The organism is Winogradskyella eckloniae (assembly GCF_013249045.1).
Lineage (GTDB): Bacteria > Bacteroidota > Bacteroidia > Flavobacteriales > Flavobacteriaceae > Winogradskyella > Winogradskyella eckloniae.
This window is the reverse complement of sequence record NZ_JABRWP010000009.1, coordinates 1-18,751: the sequence shown is the minus strand read 5'-3', so window position 1 is coordinate 18,751 and position 18,751 is coordinate 1. Positions and strand designations below refer to the sequence as shown.

The 18,751-nt window shown below is 32.0% G+C and carries 18 protein-coding genes; 13 read left to right on the top strand and 5 right to left on the bottom strand.

Going from position 1 to position 18,751, the window contains the following annotated elements; all coding sequences use genetic code 11:
* Positions 1-9: 9 nt before the first annotated feature.
* From HNV08_RS13820 to dapF, 5 genes are all read right to left on the bottom strand, one after another.
* A complete protein-coding gene (locus HNV08_RS13820; protein WP_173281946.1) occupies positions 10-666 on the bottom strand; it encodes a lysozyme family protein in 657 nt (218 codons plus the stop codon).
* Positions 667-784: 118 nt separating this feature from the next.
* Complete coding sequence (locus HNV08_RS13815; RefSeq protein WP_173281945.1) at positions 785-1,687, bottom strand: DUF2279 domain-containing protein; 903 nt, start codon at positions 1,685-1,687, stop codon at positions 785-787.
* A gap of 14 nt (positions 1,688-1,701) precedes the next feature.
* Positions 1,702-2,745, bottom strand: a complete 1,044-nt coding sequence (gene mltG / locus HNV08_RS13810; protein ID WP_173281944.1) for an endolytic transglycosylase MltG — start codon at positions 2,743-2,745, stop codon at positions 1,702-1,704.
* Between the two features lie 2 nt (positions 2,746-2,747).
* Positions 2,748-3,272 carry a GNAT family N-acetyltransferase gene (locus HNV08_RS13805; protein ID WP_173281943.1) on the bottom strand — a complete coding sequence of 175 codons (525 nt, stop codon included), beginning with the start codon at positions 3,270-3,272 and terminating at the stop codon, positions 2,748-2,750.
* The gene (gene dapF, locus HNV08_RS13800; RefSeq protein WP_173281942.1) at positions 3,266-4,045 is read right to left on the bottom strand and encodes a diaminopimelate epimerase; all 780 of its coding nucleotides are present in this window, start codon (positions 4,043-4,045) and stop codon (positions 3,266-3,268) included. The genes HNV08_RS13805 and dapF overlap by 7 nt, the downstream gene beginning before the upstream one ends.
* A 150-nt stretch (positions 4,046-4,195) precedes the next feature.
* Between dapF and HNV08_RS13795 the strand changes: the two genes are divergently transcribed.
* The 13 genes from HNV08_RS13795 to HNV08_RS16370 all read left to right on the top strand — a co-directional run bounded on the left by HNV08_RS13795 (position 4,196) and on the right by HNV08_RS16370 (position 18,578).
* Positions 4,196-5,605: a trypsin-like peptidase domain-containing protein gene (locus HNV08_RS13795; protein ID WP_173281941.1), complete on the top strand. Its 1,410-nt coding sequence runs from the start codon at positions 4,196-4,198 to the stop codon at positions 5,603-5,605.
* A gap of 148 nt (positions 5,606-5,753) precedes the next feature.
* On the top strand, positions 5,754-7,202 hold the full coding sequence (locus tag HNV08_RS13790) for a glyceraldehyde-3-phosphate dehydrogenase (protein ID WP_173281940.1): 1,449 nt from the start codon (positions 5,754-5,756) through the stop codon (positions 7,200-7,202).
* A 387-nt stretch (positions 7,203-7,589) separates the two neighbouring features.
* Complete coding sequence (locus HNV08_RS13785; protein ID WP_173281939.1) at positions 7,590-8,216, top strand: tRNA (guanine-N1)-methyltransferase; 627 nt, start codon at positions 7,590-7,592, stop codon at positions 8,214-8,216.
* A gap of 167 nt (positions 8,217-8,383) precedes the next feature.
* Positions 8,384-8,875, top strand: a complete 492-nt coding sequence (locus HNV08_RS13780) for a TlpA family protein disulfide reductase (RefSeq protein ID WP_173281938.1) — start codon at positions 8,384-8,386, stop codon at positions 8,873-8,875.
* 105 nt (positions 8,876-8,980) lie between these two features.
* Positions 8,981-9,658, top strand: a complete 678-nt coding sequence (gene trmD / locus HNV08_RS13775) for a tRNA (guanosine(37)-N1)-methyltransferase TrmD (RefSeq protein ID WP_173281937.1) — start codon at positions 8,981-8,983, stop codon at positions 9,656-9,658.
* Positions 9,659-9,667: 9 nt separating this feature from the next.
* Positions 9,668-9,988: a hypothetical protein gene (locus HNV08_RS13770; protein ID WP_173281936.1), complete on the top strand. Its 321-nt coding sequence runs from the start codon at positions 9,668-9,670 to the stop codon at positions 9,986-9,988.
* 155 nt (positions 9,989-10,143) lie between these two features.
* Positions 10,144-10,491 (top strand): 50S ribosomal protein L19, encoded by a 348-nt coding sequence (rplS, locus tag HNV08_RS13765; RefSeq protein WP_173281935.1) that lies wholly within the window; start codon positions 10,144-10,146, stop codon positions 10,489-10,491.
* Positions 10,492-11,201: 710 nt separating this feature from the next.
* Entirely contained in the window at positions 11,202-11,774 is a 573-nt protein-coding gene (locus HNV08_RS13760) for a pentapeptide repeat-containing protein (protein WP_173281934.1), read from the top strand.
* 148 nt (positions 11,775-11,922) lie between these two features.
* Positions 11,923-14,142, top strand: coding sequence for an NADP-dependent isocitrate dehydrogenase (locus HNV08_RS13755; protein ID WP_173281933.1), 2,220 nt, complete (start codon positions 11,923-11,925; stop codon positions 14,140-14,142).
* A 148-nt stretch (positions 14,143-14,290) separates the two neighbouring features.
* The gene (locus tag HNV08_RS13750; protein ID WP_173281932.1) at positions 14,291-16,666 is read left to right on the top strand and encodes a TonB-dependent receptor; all 2,376 of its coding nucleotides are present in this window, start codon (positions 14,291-14,293) and stop codon (positions 16,664-16,666) included.
* Between the two features lie 3 nt (positions 16,667-16,669).
* Positions 16,670-17,485 carry a DUF4249 domain-containing protein gene (locus tag HNV08_RS13745; RefSeq protein WP_173281931.1) on the top strand — a complete coding sequence of 272 codons (816 nt, stop codon included), beginning with the start codon at positions 16,670-16,672 and terminating at the stop codon, positions 17,483-17,485.
* A gap of 51 nt (positions 17,486-17,536) precedes the next feature.
* The gene (gene murQ, locus HNV08_RS13740; protein WP_173281930.1) at positions 17,537-18,352 is read left to right on the top strand and encodes an N-acetylmuramic acid 6-phosphate etherase; all 816 of its coding nucleotides are present in this window, start codon (positions 17,537-17,539) and stop codon (positions 18,350-18,352) included.
* The gene (locus HNV08_RS16370) at positions 18,282-18,578 is read left to right on the top strand and encodes a DUF6095 family protein (protein ID WP_317170251.1); all 297 of its coding nucleotides are present in this window, start codon (positions 18,282-18,284) and stop codon (positions 18,576-18,578) included. The genes murQ and HNV08_RS16370 overlap by 71 nt, the downstream gene beginning before the upstream one ends.
* The last annotated feature ends 173 nt before the right edge of the window (positions 18,579-18,751 follow it).

Here is an 18,751-nt window from a genome sequence, read left to right as displayed (position 1 = left end):
CAACTTGTCTTACAATGTTACTCGCGCTTTCTTATCTGGGATAATCATAGACGTATCATATCCAGAAAATGTTTTCATATAAGTTTTTACTGTTGCGCCATAAGCATCAGAACTATTAGCATTACCATAACTACGTAAGAATTTTTTAACGCTTCCTGGACCTGCAAGATGCGCTGCGGCTAAGATGCCAGATTCAGTAATTTTTACTCCTGAAATTAACTTACCTTCAAAACGCGAAATATCCTTTCTAAGTACCCATTTGTTACGTTCTATATTTGCTATAAATGCTTTTTCTTGCAATTCTGGATTATACAAAAACTGATTTGGTGTATAGATACCTAACAACTTCAATGTTTCTTTTCCAAATTGATATTTCCCTAAATAACCCAAGGAATTTACGGTAAAATAGTTTCCTCTAGATTCTTTAAATGCTAAGGCTTCTTTAAAACCTTCAAATGACTTCCCTAAATATGGCGTAAACATATTATACTTAAAAGATTGCTCTTGAGCAGTCATTGCAATATCTTCTGAAATATTATAGTTTAGGTCTAATCCTTCTGTAGAATATGTTTCTGGATTTAGAGCAGAATCTGGATACAAGGATATCGCCAGAAGCAAACATATTGAAAACGGTAGTAAAATATTTTTAATGTTACTTTTAATCATAACGGCTAAATTTATACAGTAAAATAATTTCCTAAATTAGGTTACCAAATTTCGGGTGCAAATATACAACTATTTTATATTTACTAAAAATCAGCCGCTTAAGTGTTAAAATTTTAACTTAAAAGTACATAAAATGCCACTTTGAACGACCATCGTCACGCAATTCCAAAGCCGGAAAAGGCACTTTAATAACGTTAAAAACGCTAAAAACAGTTTTTAAGACATTAGAATTGGTCTTTATTCTTGTTAAATCCACATCAAAGCTAAAGTAAAATTGACGTCTCCTGTTTTGATTTTCAAAGCTTAAATCATTAGCCTCACCTGTTAACATACCTTCGGCGCCATAACCAAATGCAAAATTTAACCAGTTAGGAAGGCTTTCTGTTTTTAAAAACGAATTAATATTAGCACTTAACCAATAGGTTTGTCCATTATAATCTTTTAAAAACTCTTCAGTTATTCCATTGCCTAACGTGTTTGGTCGTTGTTGAGCAAAGGCTGTTCTATGAAAGGAATATTTCAAAATAATACGTTGTTCTTTCCATAATAATTCTTGACCTAAATATAATCCTGTTCCGGCTGTATTGGCTGCCATATCTGTCCAAGAAAATCCCCATTCTTCTGAAAACCCGTCCAACACTTCTACAGCAGTTAAAAACCCGAATCCTATTGTAGAACCATAGATCAATTGATTTTTTTCACTTACTCCAGCCCATTCTAAAGAATTTGCTCCTAGCCGACCTAATTGATAAGAAGAAAACACATGTCCCATTTTATCCATCTGTAACCATTCTTCACTATCATTTATAGTTTTAAAACTAGAACGCGGATAATCTGCATACCACAATTGATTAAGACCTATTAGTGTTGCAGACGCTAAAACGGATTCTGAAATGACAACAGTATTACGTCGCGATTTATGCAACGAATCACTAGGTTTTAGAAAAGAATTTAATTTAGACTGTGCTAAAAGCGAACTACTAACCAAAAAGAAAAATACAATATGGCCGTACAAACGCATGCGTCTTATTTATTTTATTTATTAATTCCTTGAGAGGATAAATATTGATGATACTCACGTGCATTATTATTATGCTGGCCTAAAGTTTTAGCAAACTTATGATAACCAATTCGCTTGGCATCTGCTGCAAAATATAAGTAATTATGTTTCTCAGGATTAAGAACGGCTTTCACCGCAGATAAATCTGGCATGGCAATAAGTCCTGGTGGTAATCCAACATATTTATACGTATTGTAAGGAGATTCTATTTCTTTATGAATATTTAAAACACGTCTTATTACAGTGTGTTGATACTTTGGTAATTGATATGCTGCAAACTTCAAAGTTGGGTCTGCTTGTAATGCCATATTAATCCTCAATCTATTTAGATAAACTCCTGCAACTCTAGGCTGCTCAGTGGCTTGCTTAGATTCTTCATGCACAATAGAAGCTAAGGTAATTACGTCATTAGGCGTTAAATTTAATTTTTTGGCTTTTACTACTCTTTCCGCTGTCCAGAAACGGTTATATTCCTTTAACATTCTATCTCTAAATGTTTCTGCAGAGGTATTCCAGAAAAACTCATAGCTATTTGGCAAATACATGCCTAAAGCGGTTGCTTTATTAAATCCATTTTTATTTAAAAACGCTTCATCTGTCATTGCTGTAATTAGTGATAAACTATCAGCTTCAATTTGTGTGCTAATTCTTCCTGCTAAATCTGCCAAAGTATGCTGATTATTAAATGCAATTTTTATTGGAAGATTTTGACTTCTAATTGAATTAATAATAGCATTATTATTCATACCATTACGTATGGCAAAACGACCAGCTTTTATATTCGTTGTATATTTTTTCTGTTTTGCCAATGCATCAAAACCATCGATATCATCTAATAAAGGTTCTAATTGAGAACGTACTTCTAGATACGTAGCATTTGTTGGCACTTCAATATAAGCAACTTCATTATTAAATTTTGTATTTGGCGCAAACATTGCATTATAAATGTAATAGGCAAATGCACCACTAATGACTAGGCCAATTAGTGCTATAGCCCAAAGAATTTTTTTAATATACATAGTTACTTGTTAATTCGTTGTAATAAATATTCGTTACTGAAGTGTTCTCCATTAAAACTCCAATCTTGTTTTAGGCCTATTTTCTTAAAACCGTTTCCTTCAAAAAGTTTTAAACTCGCTAAATTTTGTTCTGAAATATTGGCATACACTTGATGTAAATGTAATGATGAAAAACAGTAATTTACCAATAATTCTAAAGCCTCTTTACCAAAACCTAAGTTTCTATGTTCTTGCTTTTGAATGACAATACCAATACCTGCTCGCTTGTTTTTTATATCAAAATCAAAAACATCAATTAATCCAAGAATCTCTTTTTTTTTATTGCAAATAGCAAGTCTTAGTTGTTTTGCTTCAAAAATATCTTGTTGCGCATTTTCTAAGTATTGTTTTATTAAAAATCGAGAATATGGTGTTTGTGTATCGCTTAAATACCATAAATCTGTATCATTTTCTATAGCGTAGACAAAATCTAAGTCTTCTGGCTCTAGAGCTCTTAAAAACACCTGTTTTCCAATAAGACTTACCATTCCAATTCTCCTTTAAACACCTGTTCTGCTGGCCCAATTAGCCAAATATCATTATAGCCATCGTCCTCTGCATTAAATCTAACATTAAGCCAACCTCCTTGTGTTTTTAAACTTACTTTTTGACCATTTACTTTGCCAATTTTGTGCATTGCAATAGCTACAGCGGTTACACCTGTACCACACGACAAAGTTTCATCTTCAACACCTCTTTCGTACGTTCTAACGGCAAAACTATCAGTCGTAATCTGCTCTACAAAATTTACATTACTACCAGCTTCATTATACGGCTCGCCATATCTAATTTTTGCACCTGTAGATTGTACTTCAACATTAGAAATATTAGAAACTTGCTCTATATGATGTGGTGATCCTGTATCTAAAAATTGATGATTTTGATGTAATTCTATGGTAGAAACGTTTTGCATTTGTAAATGTACAATACCATCATCAACCTTTGCCAGATGAAGTCCATCTATAGCTACGAATTCTGTATCATTCTCAATAAGTCCTAAAAATTTAGCAAAGGCTACAATACAACGGCCACCATTACCACACATAGTACTTTCGTTACCATCTGCATTATAATAAACCATTCTAAAGTCTGTTTTATCATCATTTTCTAACAGAATAAATCCGTCAGCTCCAACACCAAATCGTCTATCGCAAATTTCTGCGATACGTTTTGTATTGCTTTTATCTATTGTATTTAATCGGTTATCTACGATTACAAAATCGTTACCAGTGCCTTGATATTTATAAAAAGTCATATTCATAATTAAAGGCAAATATAAGAATAATACGAATTAAAAACAGTTGTTAAACACGCGTTAAAATTGAAGTTAAAATGTCGTTAAATTAAAAAACAAAATCAATAATTAATTAATTTTAATCGTTAGATAAAAGTAAACCCTAAATAATATATTATGAAAAAAGTTTTAATATTAGTATTTGTGTCTGCTTTAGGTGGATTATTAACATTAAGTGGATATAAATTTTTTGTAGAAAAAGAATCGCAATCCTTCGTTGTAAATGAACCAACAGATCTACCTGTATTTCTACCTGTCTCAACACATAACGTCGCTAACAATAATAACGCCATTACACCAGATTTTATTGAAGCCGCAGATAAGTCTTTGGACGCCGTAGTTCATGTTAAAAACACTTCTATTATTAACGCACCTATGTCTATGCGCGATTTATTCTATGGACGACAATCGCAACGTGCTCAAGTGGGTACTGGTAGTGGTGTAATTATTTCACCAACGGGTTATATCGTTACAAACAACCATGTTATTAATAATGCAAACGAAATTAGCATTACCTTAAACAATAATAAGGCGTATATGGCCGAATTAATTGGTTCAGATGAATCTACAGATATAGCTTTATTAAAAATTGATACCGATGAAGAGTTACCATTTATGGCGTTTGGAGATTCTGATAATGCCAAAGTGGGTGAATGGGTTTTAGCCGTTGGTAATCCATTTAATCTTACATCTACTGTAACTGCTGGCATTATTAGTGCTAAATCTAGAGATCTATCTGGTAATCATTCGCAATCTTTTATTCAAACTGACGCGGCTGTAAACCCAGGAAACTCTGGAGGTGCCTTAGTGAATACTAATGGAGATTTAATAGGAATTAATACTGCCATCTCGTCTAGAACAGGTTCATACATTGGCTATTCTTTTGCTGTGCCAAGTAATATAGCTCGAAAAATTGTTAATGATATCATGGAGTATGGCAATGTTCAAAATGGTATACTTGGTGTTGTTGGCAGTGCTTTAGATAGTAAATCGGCAGAAGAATTTGGCACATCAACAGCAGAAGGATTCTATGTAAGTGAAGTTCAGGAAGATACTGGAGCTGAAAAAGCAGGTATTCAATCGGGTGATATTATTAATAAAATAGATAATGTAAAAATCCATAAGTTTTCTGACTTAACCGGATATTTAAAAACCAAAAGTCCAGAAGACATCGTAAAGGTGACATTATTAAGAGACGGTAAGGAAGAAACATTCCCTGTAAAATTACTAAAACCATCAACTTATAAACTAGAAACCATTGGTTTTATAAAAAACGCCTCTAAAAAAGAACTAAAAAAATACAATACAGAGTATGGTGTAAAAATTGCGTCCTTTGACAAAAATTACCAACCATACTGGAATAAGAATGGTATAGAAGAAGGTTCTATTGTAACAAAAATAAACGGAACTCAATTATATACTATAGAAGATGCACAAAGTGCAATAAAAACAAAGCAACTAAATGAGCCATTACAAATTGAAGTCATAAACATTAATGGTGAAAAAGTGGTCTTTAATTTTAGATAAATACCTATTAAATACCAGTAAACTGAACCCTTCAAAGTAATTTTCTTTGAAGGGTTTTTATTTTCGTTAAATTGTGCTACGAAAACGTTTGAAATATAGTACTTTCGCAAAAAAACTACAACTAATATATTCTCTAAACAACAAAAATATGAGTTTTAATGCCACTTACGAAAAGGAATTAGCTTTCCAAGCTGATCGTCGCAGAGCAACAGTAGAATTTATAAAAATCATAAGTGATTTATGGTACGATAAGTCCATTGAATTGGTTTTATTTAGAAATCAATTAATAGACAGAAATGTTAGCGAAATTTTAAATTTGCACGAGTATGCTGGTGAATTTGTACAAAAACCAATTTCTATTTTTGATTCTGTAGAAATTGCTCAAGCCATCAATGCTTTAAACTTCCCTCCTGCTAAATTAGACATAGGAAAACTAACTTACGAGTTTCATATGGAAGACCAAAAGTACAGCAATGCAACAGCGTTTGTTGCCGCTAAACTTGGAAATTCTAAAAAGAACAAAGCTATTGAACCAAAAGATGTAGTGCTGTACGGTTTTGGTAGAATTGGTCGATTAGTAGCTCGTGAATTAATGACACGTACAGGAAAAGGTGCACAATTAAGATTAAGAGCTATAGTTACTAGAGGTGACATTAACGAAACGGTATTAGAAAAGCGTGCTTCATTATTAAGAAATGATTCTGTTCACGGCGATTTCTCTGGTATGGTAAATATTGATGTTAAAAATTCTGCTTTAATAATTAATGGCACAACAGTAAAAATCATTTCGGCAAATAAGCCCGAAGATATTGATTATACCAAATTTGGTATAAACAATGCTTTAGTCATAGATAACACTGGCGCCTTTAGAGATAAAGACGCACTAAGCAGACATTTAAAAGCTAAAGGTGTAGAAAAAGTATTACTCACAGCACCAGGAAAAGGCATTCCTAATATTGTTCATGGTGTAAATCATACAGAACATGATCCTGATAAAGTTAAAATATTTTCAGCAGCATCGTGTACAACAAATGCCATAACACCAATTTTAAAAGCAGTAGAAGATTCATTCGGAATAAACACAGGGCATTTAGAAACTATCCATGCCTATACGAATGACCAAAATCTAGTCGACAATTTTCATAATAAATATAGACGAGGAAGAGCAGCTGCATTAAATATGGTCATTACCGAAACAGGAGCAGGACAAGCCGTAAGCAAAGCCTTACCATCCTTAGAAGGTAAATTAACTTCTAATGCCATACGTGTACCAGTGCCTAATGGGTCTTTAGCAATTCTAAGCTTAGAATTGAAAAATGAAACTTCAGTAGAAAGCATGAATACAATAATGAAAAAATATGCACTAGAAGGTGATTTAGTAGAGCAAATTAAATATGAAATGAGTGACGAACTTGTGTCTAGCGATATTGTTGGTAGTTCAGCACCTTCAATATATGATAGTAAAGCGACCATTGTAAGAAAAGATGGAAAAAATGCAATACTATATATATGGTATGATAATGAATATGGCTATAGCCACCAAGTAATTCGTTTAGCAAAATATATTTCTAAGGTAAGACGCTATGCTTATTATTAGAATACATGAAAAAGGAAATGAAAAAGATCTTGTCAACTAGACAAGATTTTTTTTGCATTATAGATAAGCCTAAAGACACACCTCCTATTTTACTAAAATACCAACACTACTTTAATTCTGTAATCATACAATTAACCTCAATTTTGACCACAGAAACTTCGTGTTTTAAATACGGTTTTTTATAAGAAAAATGACATTGTAAAAGGTGGTTTCGTTTATAAAATTTTTGAGGTTTGAAGTGATCAACATCTAAATCCACATATCAATCGTATATAAAATAGCCTTACAAAATTGTGAGGCTATTTGTTTCATAATTATTTATGAATTCCTCATAAAATTATTATCTTGGCAACCAATTAAACTCATACAACTAAAATCATTCCTTAGATGAAATTCCTAACCAAAGTATCTGTTATTCTTATAGTTACATTTAGCTTACAATTTGTGAGTGCACAAACCAATAAAGATGATGAAGACGATAAGCTATCTTTAAATAGTGGCACTATTGATAGCCAGTTTGAATACGTGTTTAAGAAATCTGGTAATTTCAAAGGAACAGATGGCCAAAAATACGAAGCCGTAAAATACGCATGGTTACTAACCTTAAAAGCGCATGTTCTAGACTCTTTAAAAACAACGTATAAGAAGTTAGAAAATTCGGAAAAAGTCGTTGGAGACCAAGCTAAAGAAATTGAAGATTTAAAAGTAAAATTAGTAGACACTCAAACAATTTTAGACCAAACCGATTCTGAAAAAAACAATATGGCATTATTAGGTATGCAAACCAGCAAAACCAATTATAATGTAATTATGTGGTCCATTATTGGAGCTTTGTTAGCGTTTTTGTTATTGTTTATCTATAAATTTAAAGGAAGCAACTCTGCGACTAGAGAAGCCAAACACAAATTAGACGAAGTAGAAACTGAGTTTGAAGAACACAGACGTACCGCTTTAGAACGCGAGCAAAAAGTTAGACGTCAATTACAAGATGAATTAAATAAGCAGAAATCTTAATGGGATACGCTAATTGAATATAAAATATAAATCCGTAATTTTAATTACGGATTTTTTTTGTAACCATTAAAAAAATTAGTCCATTTTTCAAGGTTCATTTAACGCCATTTTTCAATATTAAAAATTTACTATTACCTTAGTAACTTTCACATTAAATACGTTTACAGATGAAAAAACTCAGTCTTATCATTATAATGCTAATTAATGTCAGTGCATTTTCGCAAGACAAAGAATTATGGGCGAAATCTTTTCTAAATAAAGAAGCACCAGAATTAGTGGTAGAAAAATGGTTGTCAGATGAACCAGAAATGGAAGGTAAATTTATTCTTATAGATTTTTGGGCAACTTGGTGTGGACCGTGCATAAGATCTATACCTAAATTAAATAAATTCCATAAAGAATTTAGTGAAGATCTCGTTGTCATTGGATTAAGTGACGAAACAGAAGCCACTGTTAAAAAACTAAATTACCCAGAAATTGAATATTACAGTGCTATTGATACAGAAAAGCGTTTAAATGATATTTTTGAAATTAGAGGTATACCTCATTGTGTAATTATAGATCCTAATGGCATCGTTGTTTGGGAAGGATGGCCAGATTTAAAAGGTTTTGAATTAACTTCAGACGTCATAGAAGCGCTTATAGATTCAAATAAATAAACCTTATTTGATCCGCTCTTGAGGTGCATTAACCGTAATCAAAACTAAAATTAGACTTTAATAAAAAACAATAAACCTTATCTTCGCAACCAATAAACACTTATCATGCGTATAGATATTATTACCGTTTTACCAGAACTTTTAAAAAGTCCGTTTGAAGCCTCAATATTAAAACGAGCTATAGAAGCTGGTTTAGTAGAGGTTCACTTTCATAATTTAAGAGATTTTGCCACAGGTAATTACAAATCTATAGATGATACACAATTTGGAGGAGGTGCAGGCATGGTTATGAGTATTGCGCCTATAGATAAATGTATTTCAAAATTAAAAAAAGAACGTCAGTACGACGAGATTATTTATATGACGCCAGATGGCGAACAACTTAATCAAAGTATTGCCAATCAAATTTCATTAAAAGAAAACATCATTATACTGTGCGGACACTATAAAGGTGTAGACCAACGTGTAAGAGATAAATTTATCACAAGAGAAATCTCAATAGGCGATTATGTCCTCTCTGGTGGAGAATTAGGAGCTGCGGTTTTGTGTGATGCTGTGATTAGGTTAATTCCTGGTGTATTAGGAAACGAAACATCTGCATTAACCGATTCCTTTCAAGATAATATATTAGCACCTCCTATTTACACTAAACCAAGAGAGTATGATGGCATGAAAGTTCCTGAAGTTTTATTTAGTGGTAATTTTGCTAAAATTGAAAAATGGCGCGAAGAACAAGCCTATAAAAGAACGCAAGAAAGACGACCTGATCTTTTAGAGGACTAACACATAATTATGAACGACTCTACAGAATTACTCTTCTATATAGGTCCAATTATTGGTAGCATTTCAGCAGTTCTAATTTTAGTTGCCTCTATTGTACTTTTTGTTAAAAAAAGAACACTAGCGACATCCATTATTCTAGTTGGTAACCTTTTATCTTGTCTGTCATTTATAGGTGGTATTCTGCTAAATGCCATATTAAGTAATAAACCTATGGAGACTATGTTATTAATACAAGCAACAACATCAATTGTTCAAAGCATTTCATATCTCATTTTTGCTATAGGTCTAACGATGTTTGCATTCACAGAATTTTCAAAAAACAAAAATTAATTCCATACAGGCTATAATTATAAATACCATTAAAAAACATTCACGTATTTATTGTAAATAAACAAAAAAGTACTACTTTTGCCAACCAATTTGGACCAACCTCTGGCGAAAATCGTGAATGTTGCTTTAAATTAATTTTGATAAATTAAAATAAAATGGATTTAGTAAAATTTGTACAAGACGAATTTGTAACTCGTAAAGACTTTCCAGAATTTGGTGCTGGTGATACAATCACAGTATACTATGAAATTAGAGAAGGAGAAAAAGTACGTACTCAGTTTTTTAGAGGTGTAGTATTACAACGTAAAGGAAGTGGTACTTCAGAAACCTTCACAATTCGTAAAATGTCAGGAACAATTGGTGTAGAGCGTATCTTCCCAGTAAACTTACCTGCTTTACAGAAAGTTGAAGTTAACAAACGTGGTAAAGTACGTAGAGCTAGAATTTATTACTTTAGAGGTCTTACTGGTAAAAAAGCAAGAATCAAAGAAGTTAGAAGATAAGTACAACTTATATAGTACACTAAAGAGCCTTCTTTTAAAGAAGGCTTTTTTGGTTTTTAACAATTGTTAATAACTACAGTTTATAACATGTTGATATATAAAGTGTTAAAAAAATAAGAATTTAAAAAAATATTGGTACTTTAGTCATGCAATTAACAACAAACACCGTTTGGTTTTGAAGTCTATTTAAATTTAAGTTAATTGTAAATAGAGATTCGTTCTTTATGTTATGAGGTTGTTTTTTGAGATTGTATACAACTTGATTTTTCAAGTGTTTGTTAAACAATCATGAAACTAAGATACTATAGCATACCATGTAGGTTATACTATTAAAGTGGAAAGTTCAGAAAAGTAGTGGAATCGAAAGTGCACACAAAAAACGCTGAGCAATGGTTATCAATAAATTTAGAAACGTCTAAATTTCTGAGAAAATCATCAAGAAAAACAAACCTAAGAAACAAAGTCATATCAGGTCAATACATTTTGAAAGATATAAAATGTTTCGCATTAGAAATAGCCATCCTATGACTGAAAAACTAATGACACTGGTCATTACGTTGCGTTAGTGAAAACTAAGTAAGTCTAGTGAATTCTGTTTCTATGAAAGCCATGTCAACACAGATAGTTCTGAGTGATATGGCTTTTTTTATGTACTATATCAAAAAAAAAAAAAACGCTTCAACAACACAATTAAACAGAACATGTATCTCATGAATCTCCAATTAATAGATCAGCAAAGTTTTAAAAATGAATATTTTACCTCACTCCTACTTCCTAAAGCAGAATATACAGACTGTACATTTACCCATTGTACTTTTGAAAATTCAGATATCTCAAATATTAACTTTATAGAATGTAATTTTATAGATTGTAACTTCAGTAATGTTAATGTAGTGCATACGTCCTTTAACGATGTTTCCTTTACAGACTGTAAATTGCTTGGTGTTTTATTTCAGTATTGCAATCCATTTTTACTGTCCTTTAAGTTTGTAAATTGTATATTAAATTTTAGTAGTTTTTATCAATTAAAAATAAATCATACCCAATTTTTAAATTGTAAATTACAGCAAGTAGATTTTACAGAAGCTGAAGCCAAGCATGTTCTTTTTAAAGATTGTGATTTAAATGGTTCAACCTTTGAAAGAACCAATATGCAACATGCAGATTTTACTTCTGCAATTCACTTAAATATTAACCCATCTACCAACCAATTAAAGAACGCCACATTCTCTACTGAAAACATTTCTGGATTGCTAAAATGCTTCAAAATAAAGATTAAATAATAAATCGATAATTTTAAACAAAAATTTATTGATTCTTTAAATATTAAAGCCCTTTAGTGCAAATCTAGCACATGAAAAATCAAACGTTTTCGTATATTTGCTCTGCTTAATTTTAAGCAAACCATTTTTCAAATTATTTACAAGACTTATGACAAAAACAGCAAAGATTGTTTATACAAAAACGGATGAAGCACCAGCTTTAGCAACACGTTCATTTTTACCAATTGTTAAAGCATTTACAAAGTCTTCTGGCATTTCTATAGAAACTAAAGATATATCCTTAGCGGCTAGAATTTTAGCAACATTTCCAGATTTTTTAACCGAAGATCAGAAAGTAGCAGACGCACTTGCTGAATTAGGAGAATTAGCAAAAAAACCAGAAGCTAATATTATAAAATTACCTAATATTAGTGCCTCTGTTCCACAACTTACTGCTGCAATTGAAGAGTTACAAAATAAAGGTTTTAAAATACCAGATTATCCAGATGAGCCTCAAAATGATGCCGAAAAGGAAATCAAATCGCGCTACGATAAAATTAAAGGTAGTGCTGTAAATCCTGTACTTAGAGAAGGAAACTCAGATAGACGTGCGCCTAAAGCGGTTAAGAATTATGCTAAGAAAAATCCTCATAGTATGGGCGCTTGGACAGCAGATTCTAAAACACATGTCGCAACCATGTCTCAAGGCGATTTTGCACATAACGAAAAATCAGTTACGCTTGCAGATGCAACGACAGTAAAAATTGTACACACTGATGCTAAAGGCAATGCTACAAACTTAAAAGAAGGTTTAAGTTTACTAAAAGGCGAAATTATTGACGCTACAGTAATGAGTAAAAAAGCATTACTAGAGTTTTTAGAAGAACAAGTAGAAGATGCATTAGATCAATGTGTATTGTTTTCTTTACACATGAAAGCAACGATGATGAAGGTTTCTGACCCAATTATCTTTGGCCATGCCGTGAGAATATTTTTTAAAGATTTGTTTGAAAAACATGGAGAAACATTTGATGCCATTGGTGTAGATGTGAATAATGGTTTTGGAAACTTACTAGAAAAACTAAGTGAATTACCAGAAGACAAAAGAGACGAAATTAGAGATGACATTAGATATGCCTTAGATCACAGTGCTGATTTAGCGATGGTAAATTCAGACAGAGGCATTACAAATCTTCATGTGCCTAGTGATGTTATTATTGATGCATCGATGCCAGCAATGATTAGAACTTCTGGTCAGATGTGGAATGCTGAAGGTAAACAACAAGATACAAAAGCAGTGATACCAGATAGTAGTTATGCTGGTGTTTACATTGCTACAATAGATTTTTGTAAAAAACATGGTGCCTTTGATCCTACAACTATGGGAACAGTGCCAAATGTTGGCCTTATGGCACAGAAAGCAGAAGAATACGGTTCTCATGACAAAACTTTTGAAATAGCTTCAGATGGAAAAGTAGAAGTGATCGACGCTAATGGTAATGTATTAACAAGCCATAATGTTGAAACAGGAGATATCTGGAGAATGTGCCAAGTGAAAGACGCTCCAATTCAAGATTGGGTAAAGTTAGCAGTTACACGTGCTAGAGCTTCACAAACACCAGCAGTGTTTTGGTTAGATAAGAATAGAGCACACGATGCCGAATTAATTAAAAAAGTAAATACGTATCTAAAAGATCATGATACTGACGGATTAGATCTTAGAATTTTGTCTCCAATTGATGCAACTAATTTTACGTTAGAACGCCTTAAGGCTGGAGAGGATACTATTTCTGTAACTGGTAATGTATTAAGAGATTATTTAACAGATTTATTCCCTATTTTAGAAGTAGGTACAAGTGCTAAAATGTTATCAATTGTGCCATTAATGAATGGTGGTGGTTTATTTGAAACTGGTGCTGGTGGATCTGCTCCAAAGCATGTTCAACAGTTTGTAGAAGAAGATCACTTACGTTGGGATTCTTTAGGAGAATTTTTAGCCTTAGCTGTATCACTAGAGCATTTTTCTATTGTAAATAACAATAAAAAAGCGAGTGTATTAGGAGAAACTTTAGATGATGCATCTGATAAATTATTAGAAAACAGAAAAGGTCCTTCAAGAAAAGTAAATGAATTAGACAACAGAGGAAGTCACTTTTATTTGGCTTTATATTGGGCTGAAGCATTAGCTAACCAAGATAAAGATGCTGATCTTAAAGCTGAATTTACAGAAATATTTAAAGCGCTTTCTTCTAATGAAGATACGATAGTGAAAGAATTAATAGATTGCCAAGGAGAGTCTGTAAATATTGATGGCTATTATTATCCAAACGAAGAATTAGTTTCAAAAGCAATGCGTCCTAGTAACGTATTTAACGGTATTTTAAACTAAATACTGATTTTTGTTACCATAAGATTATGTTAAAAAGCTTCTTTCGAGAAGCTTTTTTTATGCTTTTAATTTACTTTTAATGTAACATCAATATTAGTTATTCGTTATAACAGAAACTCATCATCAATCATTATAATAGTCATCACATATGAAAATACTATCCAGAGGATTTTTTCTCTGCCTATTTTTATGCAGCATTAATCTCTTTGCTCAAGAAAAGTTCACATTAAGTGGTACGATAACTGATAATCAAAGCAATGAAACACTCATTGGTGTAAATATTATTATTCCGGAATTACAAACAGGAACCATGTCCAATGAATATGGCTTCTACTCCATTACACTACCTTCTGGTACCTACCAAATACAAATCAGTTATCTAGGGTTTACCACGATTAGTGAATCTATAGAACTCACATCAAACCTAACAAAAAACTTTAAACTCATCGAAGCCGCAGAAAGCTTAGACGAAGTTGTAATCACAGAAAATATTGAAAAATTAAACATCAAGAAACCTCAAATGAGTGTGAACTCATTATCTATAAAGACCATAAAGAATATGCCTGTGGTTTTGGGTGAAGTCGATGTTATTAAATCTATCACCTTACTGCCTGGTGTTACTAATGCTGGTGAAGGGGCTTCTGGATTTAATGTTAGAGGAGGCGCAGCAGATCAAAACCTTATTCTTTTAGATGAAGCAACCATATTTAATTCGTCTCATCTATTTGGGTTCTTTTCTGTTTTTAATCCTGATGCAATTAAAGATTTAAAATTGTATAAAGGCGGAATTCCTGCTAAATATGGTGGCCGTGTATCTTCAGTTTTAGATATTTATCAAAAAGAAGGGAATAGTAAATCGTTTCATATGAATGGAGGAATTGGTTTAATCTCTAGTAGATTATTAGCCGAAGGTCCTATAAAAAAAGATAAAGGTTCATTTTTAATTGGAGGAAGAAGTAGTTATGCCCATTTGTTTTTGCCTCTTTTTGATATCGATAGCAAAGCTTATTTCTATGATTTAAATACCAAATTAAGTTACAATATTAATAATAACAATAATATTTACTTATCTGGATATTTTGGTCGTGATGTATTTGAAATTTCAGATAGTTTTCAAAATACATTCGGAAATTCTGTACTTAACTTTAGATGGAATCATTTATTCTCAGATAAATTGTTTTCAAATTTGTCCTTAATTTATTCAGATTATTATTACGGGTTAGAATTGAGTTTTGTAGAATTCGACTGGGTTTCTGGAATAAAAAACTTCAATTTAAAATATGATTTTAAGCATTACATAAATAACAATTTTAAACTTGAATATGGTTTAAATAGCATGTACTACGATTTTAATCCTGGAGAAATAAATCCGACCACAGAGACTTCTGGTATTAATCCCTATAAACTTATAGATAAATACGCTTTTGAAAATGCTGTTTACATTGATGCCGAACATAAATTAAGTAATAAGCTTTCTGTAAGTTATGGAACTAGGTTAAGCTCATTTCTTCGTTTAGGGCAAGATGAATTAAATATTTATGAAAATGATTTACCATTAACGTTTAATGAGGAGATTGGTATTTATGAAAAAGCTGAACCCATAGATACAGAAACATTTAATAAATCAGATGTTATAAAATCATTTACAAACTTAGAACCAAGACTCGCTATAGCATACCAATTAAATAATGTCTCATCGGTTAAAGCAAGTTATAATAGAATGAGCCAATATTTACATTTATTATCTAACACTACATCGCCAACACCTTTAGACGTATGGACACCGAGTGGAAAATATGTAAAACCTCAGTTACTAGATCAAATTGCCGTCGGATATTTTAAAACATTTAAGCAAAATACATTTTCGCTTGAAGTAGAAAGCTTTTACAAAACCATAAAAAACCGAATAGACTACATTGATGGTGCAGATTTAATAGCAAATGATGCTATAGAACAAGTAATTCTCAATGGTGAAGCGAGAGCATATGGATTAGAAATTCTTCTCAGAAAAAATGAAGGACGATTTACCGGTTGGTTAGCGTATACACTTTCTAAATCAGAACAAAGAACACCAGGTCGAACGGTTTCAGAAACAGGTATTAATAACGGACAATGGTATAACACAGCCTATGACAAAACCCATGATGTTTCCTTAACCGGAAGTTATGAATTGAATAATAAATGGTCATTCAGTTCCAATTTTATTTTCCAGACAGGTCAACCTACAACCTATCCAAATAGCCAATATGAATATAACGGGCTTGTAATTCCAAATTACGAAGCTAGAAATTCAAGTAGATTACCTGCCTATCATAGGTTAGATGTATCTGCGATCTACAACCCTAAACCAAATAACACTAAAACGTTTAAAGGTGAATGGGTTTTTGGAATTTATAATGTTTACGGACGCAAAAATGCTGCAAGTATATCCTATAGAGAAAATAGTGATACAGGAACTAATGAAGCGGTACAACTCGCAATCTTTGGAATGGTACCTTCAATATCTTATAATTTTAAATTTTAAATTATGAAAAAAGTTATTTATTTAGTCATACTATGTACAACGCTCTATAACTGTGAAGACGTTATAGATGTAGATTTAAATGAAACAGAACCTAGGTTGGTTATTGAAGCATCGATAGATTGGTATAAAAACACAACTGGTAATTCTCAAAGTATTAAACTATCGCTTTCGGCACCTTTTTTTGAAGACGTCGTTCCACCAGCCAATGATGCCATAGTGCATATAACAGATAGTAATGGCAATCTATTTTCATTTATTGAAGAAGGTAATTCTGGTATCTATAACACTACCAATTTTACGCCAGTCATTGACGAAACATATACCTTAATTGTTAATTACAACAATGAAATTTATACGGCTACTGAAACATTAAAATCTGTTGTACCTATTGATTATATAGAACAAAACAATGAAGGAGGGTTTTTAGGTGATGAAATCGAAATCAAGGTTTATTTTACCGACCCATTGAATATAGACAATTATTATTTTTTTGAATATTATTCTGATATTTCTGATTCGCCTAATTTAGATGTGGCCGAAGACAGATTTATTGATGGCAATCAAATTTTCGGATTTTATTCTGAAGAGGATTTAAGCGCAGGCAATGAATTAACAATTAGACATTATGGTGTTTCTAGACAATACTATGAATTTATGAACATATTATTGCAACAAGGTAATAATGATGGTGGAGGACCATTTGAAACACAACCTGCAACCGTTAGAGGTAATTGCATAAATACAACAAATGAGGATCATTACGCATTTGGGTATTTTCGTTTGTCTGAAGTTGAAGAAGCCATATACATTATCGAATAATTGTTTAAAAATATAATTGAACACTTAATCTAATACCCTTATCTTTATATTATGGCATTTAAAAAAACTACTGAACAAGATTCTCATTATAATCATTTAGAACATATGTCTATTAATGAGATCATTACATCCATTAATAATGAAGATAAAACCGTTCCTTTAGCCGTCGAAAAATCACTTCCTCAAATCGAAAAAGTCATTGAGCAAGTTGTATTTAAACTTAAAAAAGGAGGAAGATTATTTTATATGGGTGCTGGCACAAGTGGCAGACTAGGCATCTTAGATGCTTCAGAATGCCCTCCAACTTTTGGTGTTCCACATCATTTAGTAATTGGCTTAATAGCTGGTGGTGATACTGCCATTAGACGTGCCGTAGAAAATGCCGAAGATTCCATTACTCAAGGTTGGAAAGATTTAACTGAACTCAATATTTCTCAAGATGATATTGTTATAGGTATTGCCGCTTCAGGTACAACACCATATGTTATAAATGCTTTAGAGCGCTGTAATGAAAACAATATAATAACGGCTTGTATTACTTGTAATAAAAATAGTCCGCTATCTCTAACCGCTGAGTTTCCAATTGAAGTTGTAGTTGGACCTGAATTTGTCACAGGAAGTTCAAGAATGAAAGCAGGAACAGCACAAAAACTTATTTTGAATATGATTACTACCGCAAGTATGATTCAATTAGGTAAAGTAAAAGGAAATAAAATGGTTGATATGCAATTAAGCAATGATAAATTGGTTAAACGAGGGGTAAAAATGATTATGGAAGAATTAAATCTTGCTGAAAATGAAGCTCAAGATTTACTCACAAAATATAAATCAGTTAGAGAGAGTATCAAACATGGAAAACAACAATAATAAAACAGATAAAGACATATTGACTAAGGGCCTTAAACAGTTAGTAATTTGTTTAATATTTATGTTTTTAGGTCCCACGATGCTGCATATTGCATTTAGTAATAACGACAAACCATTATATCTAGTAATTCTTATTTTATCAATCATATTATGCCTTCTTGCTATCGTATTTCTTGCGATTGGCATTAATACAATTATGAATAGTATGTTTCATAAGAAAAAATAAGGTCTATTATAATTTTACCCAACCACAGACCAACCTTAAACAAAATTTACCACAAAACAAAAAACCCTTACTAAAAAAATAGTAAGGGTTTTACAATACCGAATGTTACGGTAAAAAAGGCGGCGACCTACTCTTCCACAGTTAAGCAGTACCATCGGCGCAAACGGGCTTAA

Coding starts and splice junctions, on each gene's coding strand:
- HNV08_RS13820 (WP_173281946.1), bottom strand. CDS start 666: ATGATTAAAAGTAACATTAAAAATATTTTACTACCGTTTTCAATATGT.
- HNV08_RS13815 (WP_173281945.1), bottom strand. CDS start 1,687: ATGCGTTTGTACGGCCATATTGTATTTTTCTTTTTGGTTAGTAGTTCG.
- mltG (WP_173281944.1), bottom strand. CDS start 2,745: ATGTATATTAAAAAAATTCTTTGGGCTATAGCACTAATTGGCCTAGTC.
- HNV08_RS13805 (WP_173281943.1), bottom strand. CDS start 3,272: ATGGTAAGTCTTATTGGAAAACAGGTGTTTTTAAGAGCTCTAGAGCCA.
- dapF (WP_173281942.1), bottom strand. CDS start 4,045: ATGAATATGACTTTTTATAAATATCAAGGCACTGGTAACGATTTTGTA.
- HNV08_RS13795 (WP_173281941.1), top strand. CDS start 4,196: ATGAAAAAAGTTTTAATATTAGTATTTGTGTCTGCTTTAGGTGGATTA.
- HNV08_RS13790 (WP_173281940.1), top strand. CDS start 5,754: ATGAGTTTTAATGCCACTTACGAAAAGGAATTAGCTTTCCAAGCTGAT.
- HNV08_RS13785 (WP_173281939.1), top strand. CDS start 7,590: ATGAAATTCCTAACCAAAGTATCTGTTATTCTTATAGTTACATTTAGC.
- HNV08_RS13780 (WP_173281938.1), top strand. CDS start 8,384: ATGAAAAAACTCAGTCTTATCATTATAATGCTAATTAATGTCAGTGCA.
- trmD (WP_173281937.1), top strand. CDS start 8,981: ATGCGTATAGATATTATTACCGTTTTACCAGAACTTTTAAAAAGTCCG.
- HNV08_RS13770 (WP_173281936.1), top strand. CDS start 9,668: ATGAACGACTCTACAGAATTACTCTTCTATATAGGTCCAATTATTGGT.
- rplS (WP_173281935.1), top strand. CDS start 10,144: ATGGATTTAGTAAAATTTGTACAAGACGAATTTGTAACTCGTAAAGAC.
- HNV08_RS13760 (WP_173281934.1), top strand. CDS start 11,202: ATGAATCTCCAATTAATAGATCAGCAAAGTTTTAAAAATGAATATTTT.
- HNV08_RS13755 (WP_173281933.1), top strand. CDS start 11,923: ATGACAAAAACAGCAAAGATTGTTTATACAAAAACGGATGAAGCACCA.
- HNV08_RS13750 (WP_173281932.1), top strand. CDS start 14,291: ATGAAAATACTATCCAGAGGATTTTTTCTCTGCCTATTTTTATGCAGC.
- HNV08_RS13745 (WP_173281931.1), top strand. CDS start 16,670: ATGAAAAAAGTTATTTATTTAGTCATACTATGTACAACGCTCTATAAC.
- murQ (WP_173281930.1), top strand. CDS start 17,537: ATGGCATTTAAAAAAACTACTGAACAAGATTCTCATTATAATCATTTA.
- HNV08_RS16370 (WP_317170251.1), top strand. CDS start 18,282: ATGAAGCTCAAGATTTACTCACAAAATATAAATCAGTTAGAGAGAGTA.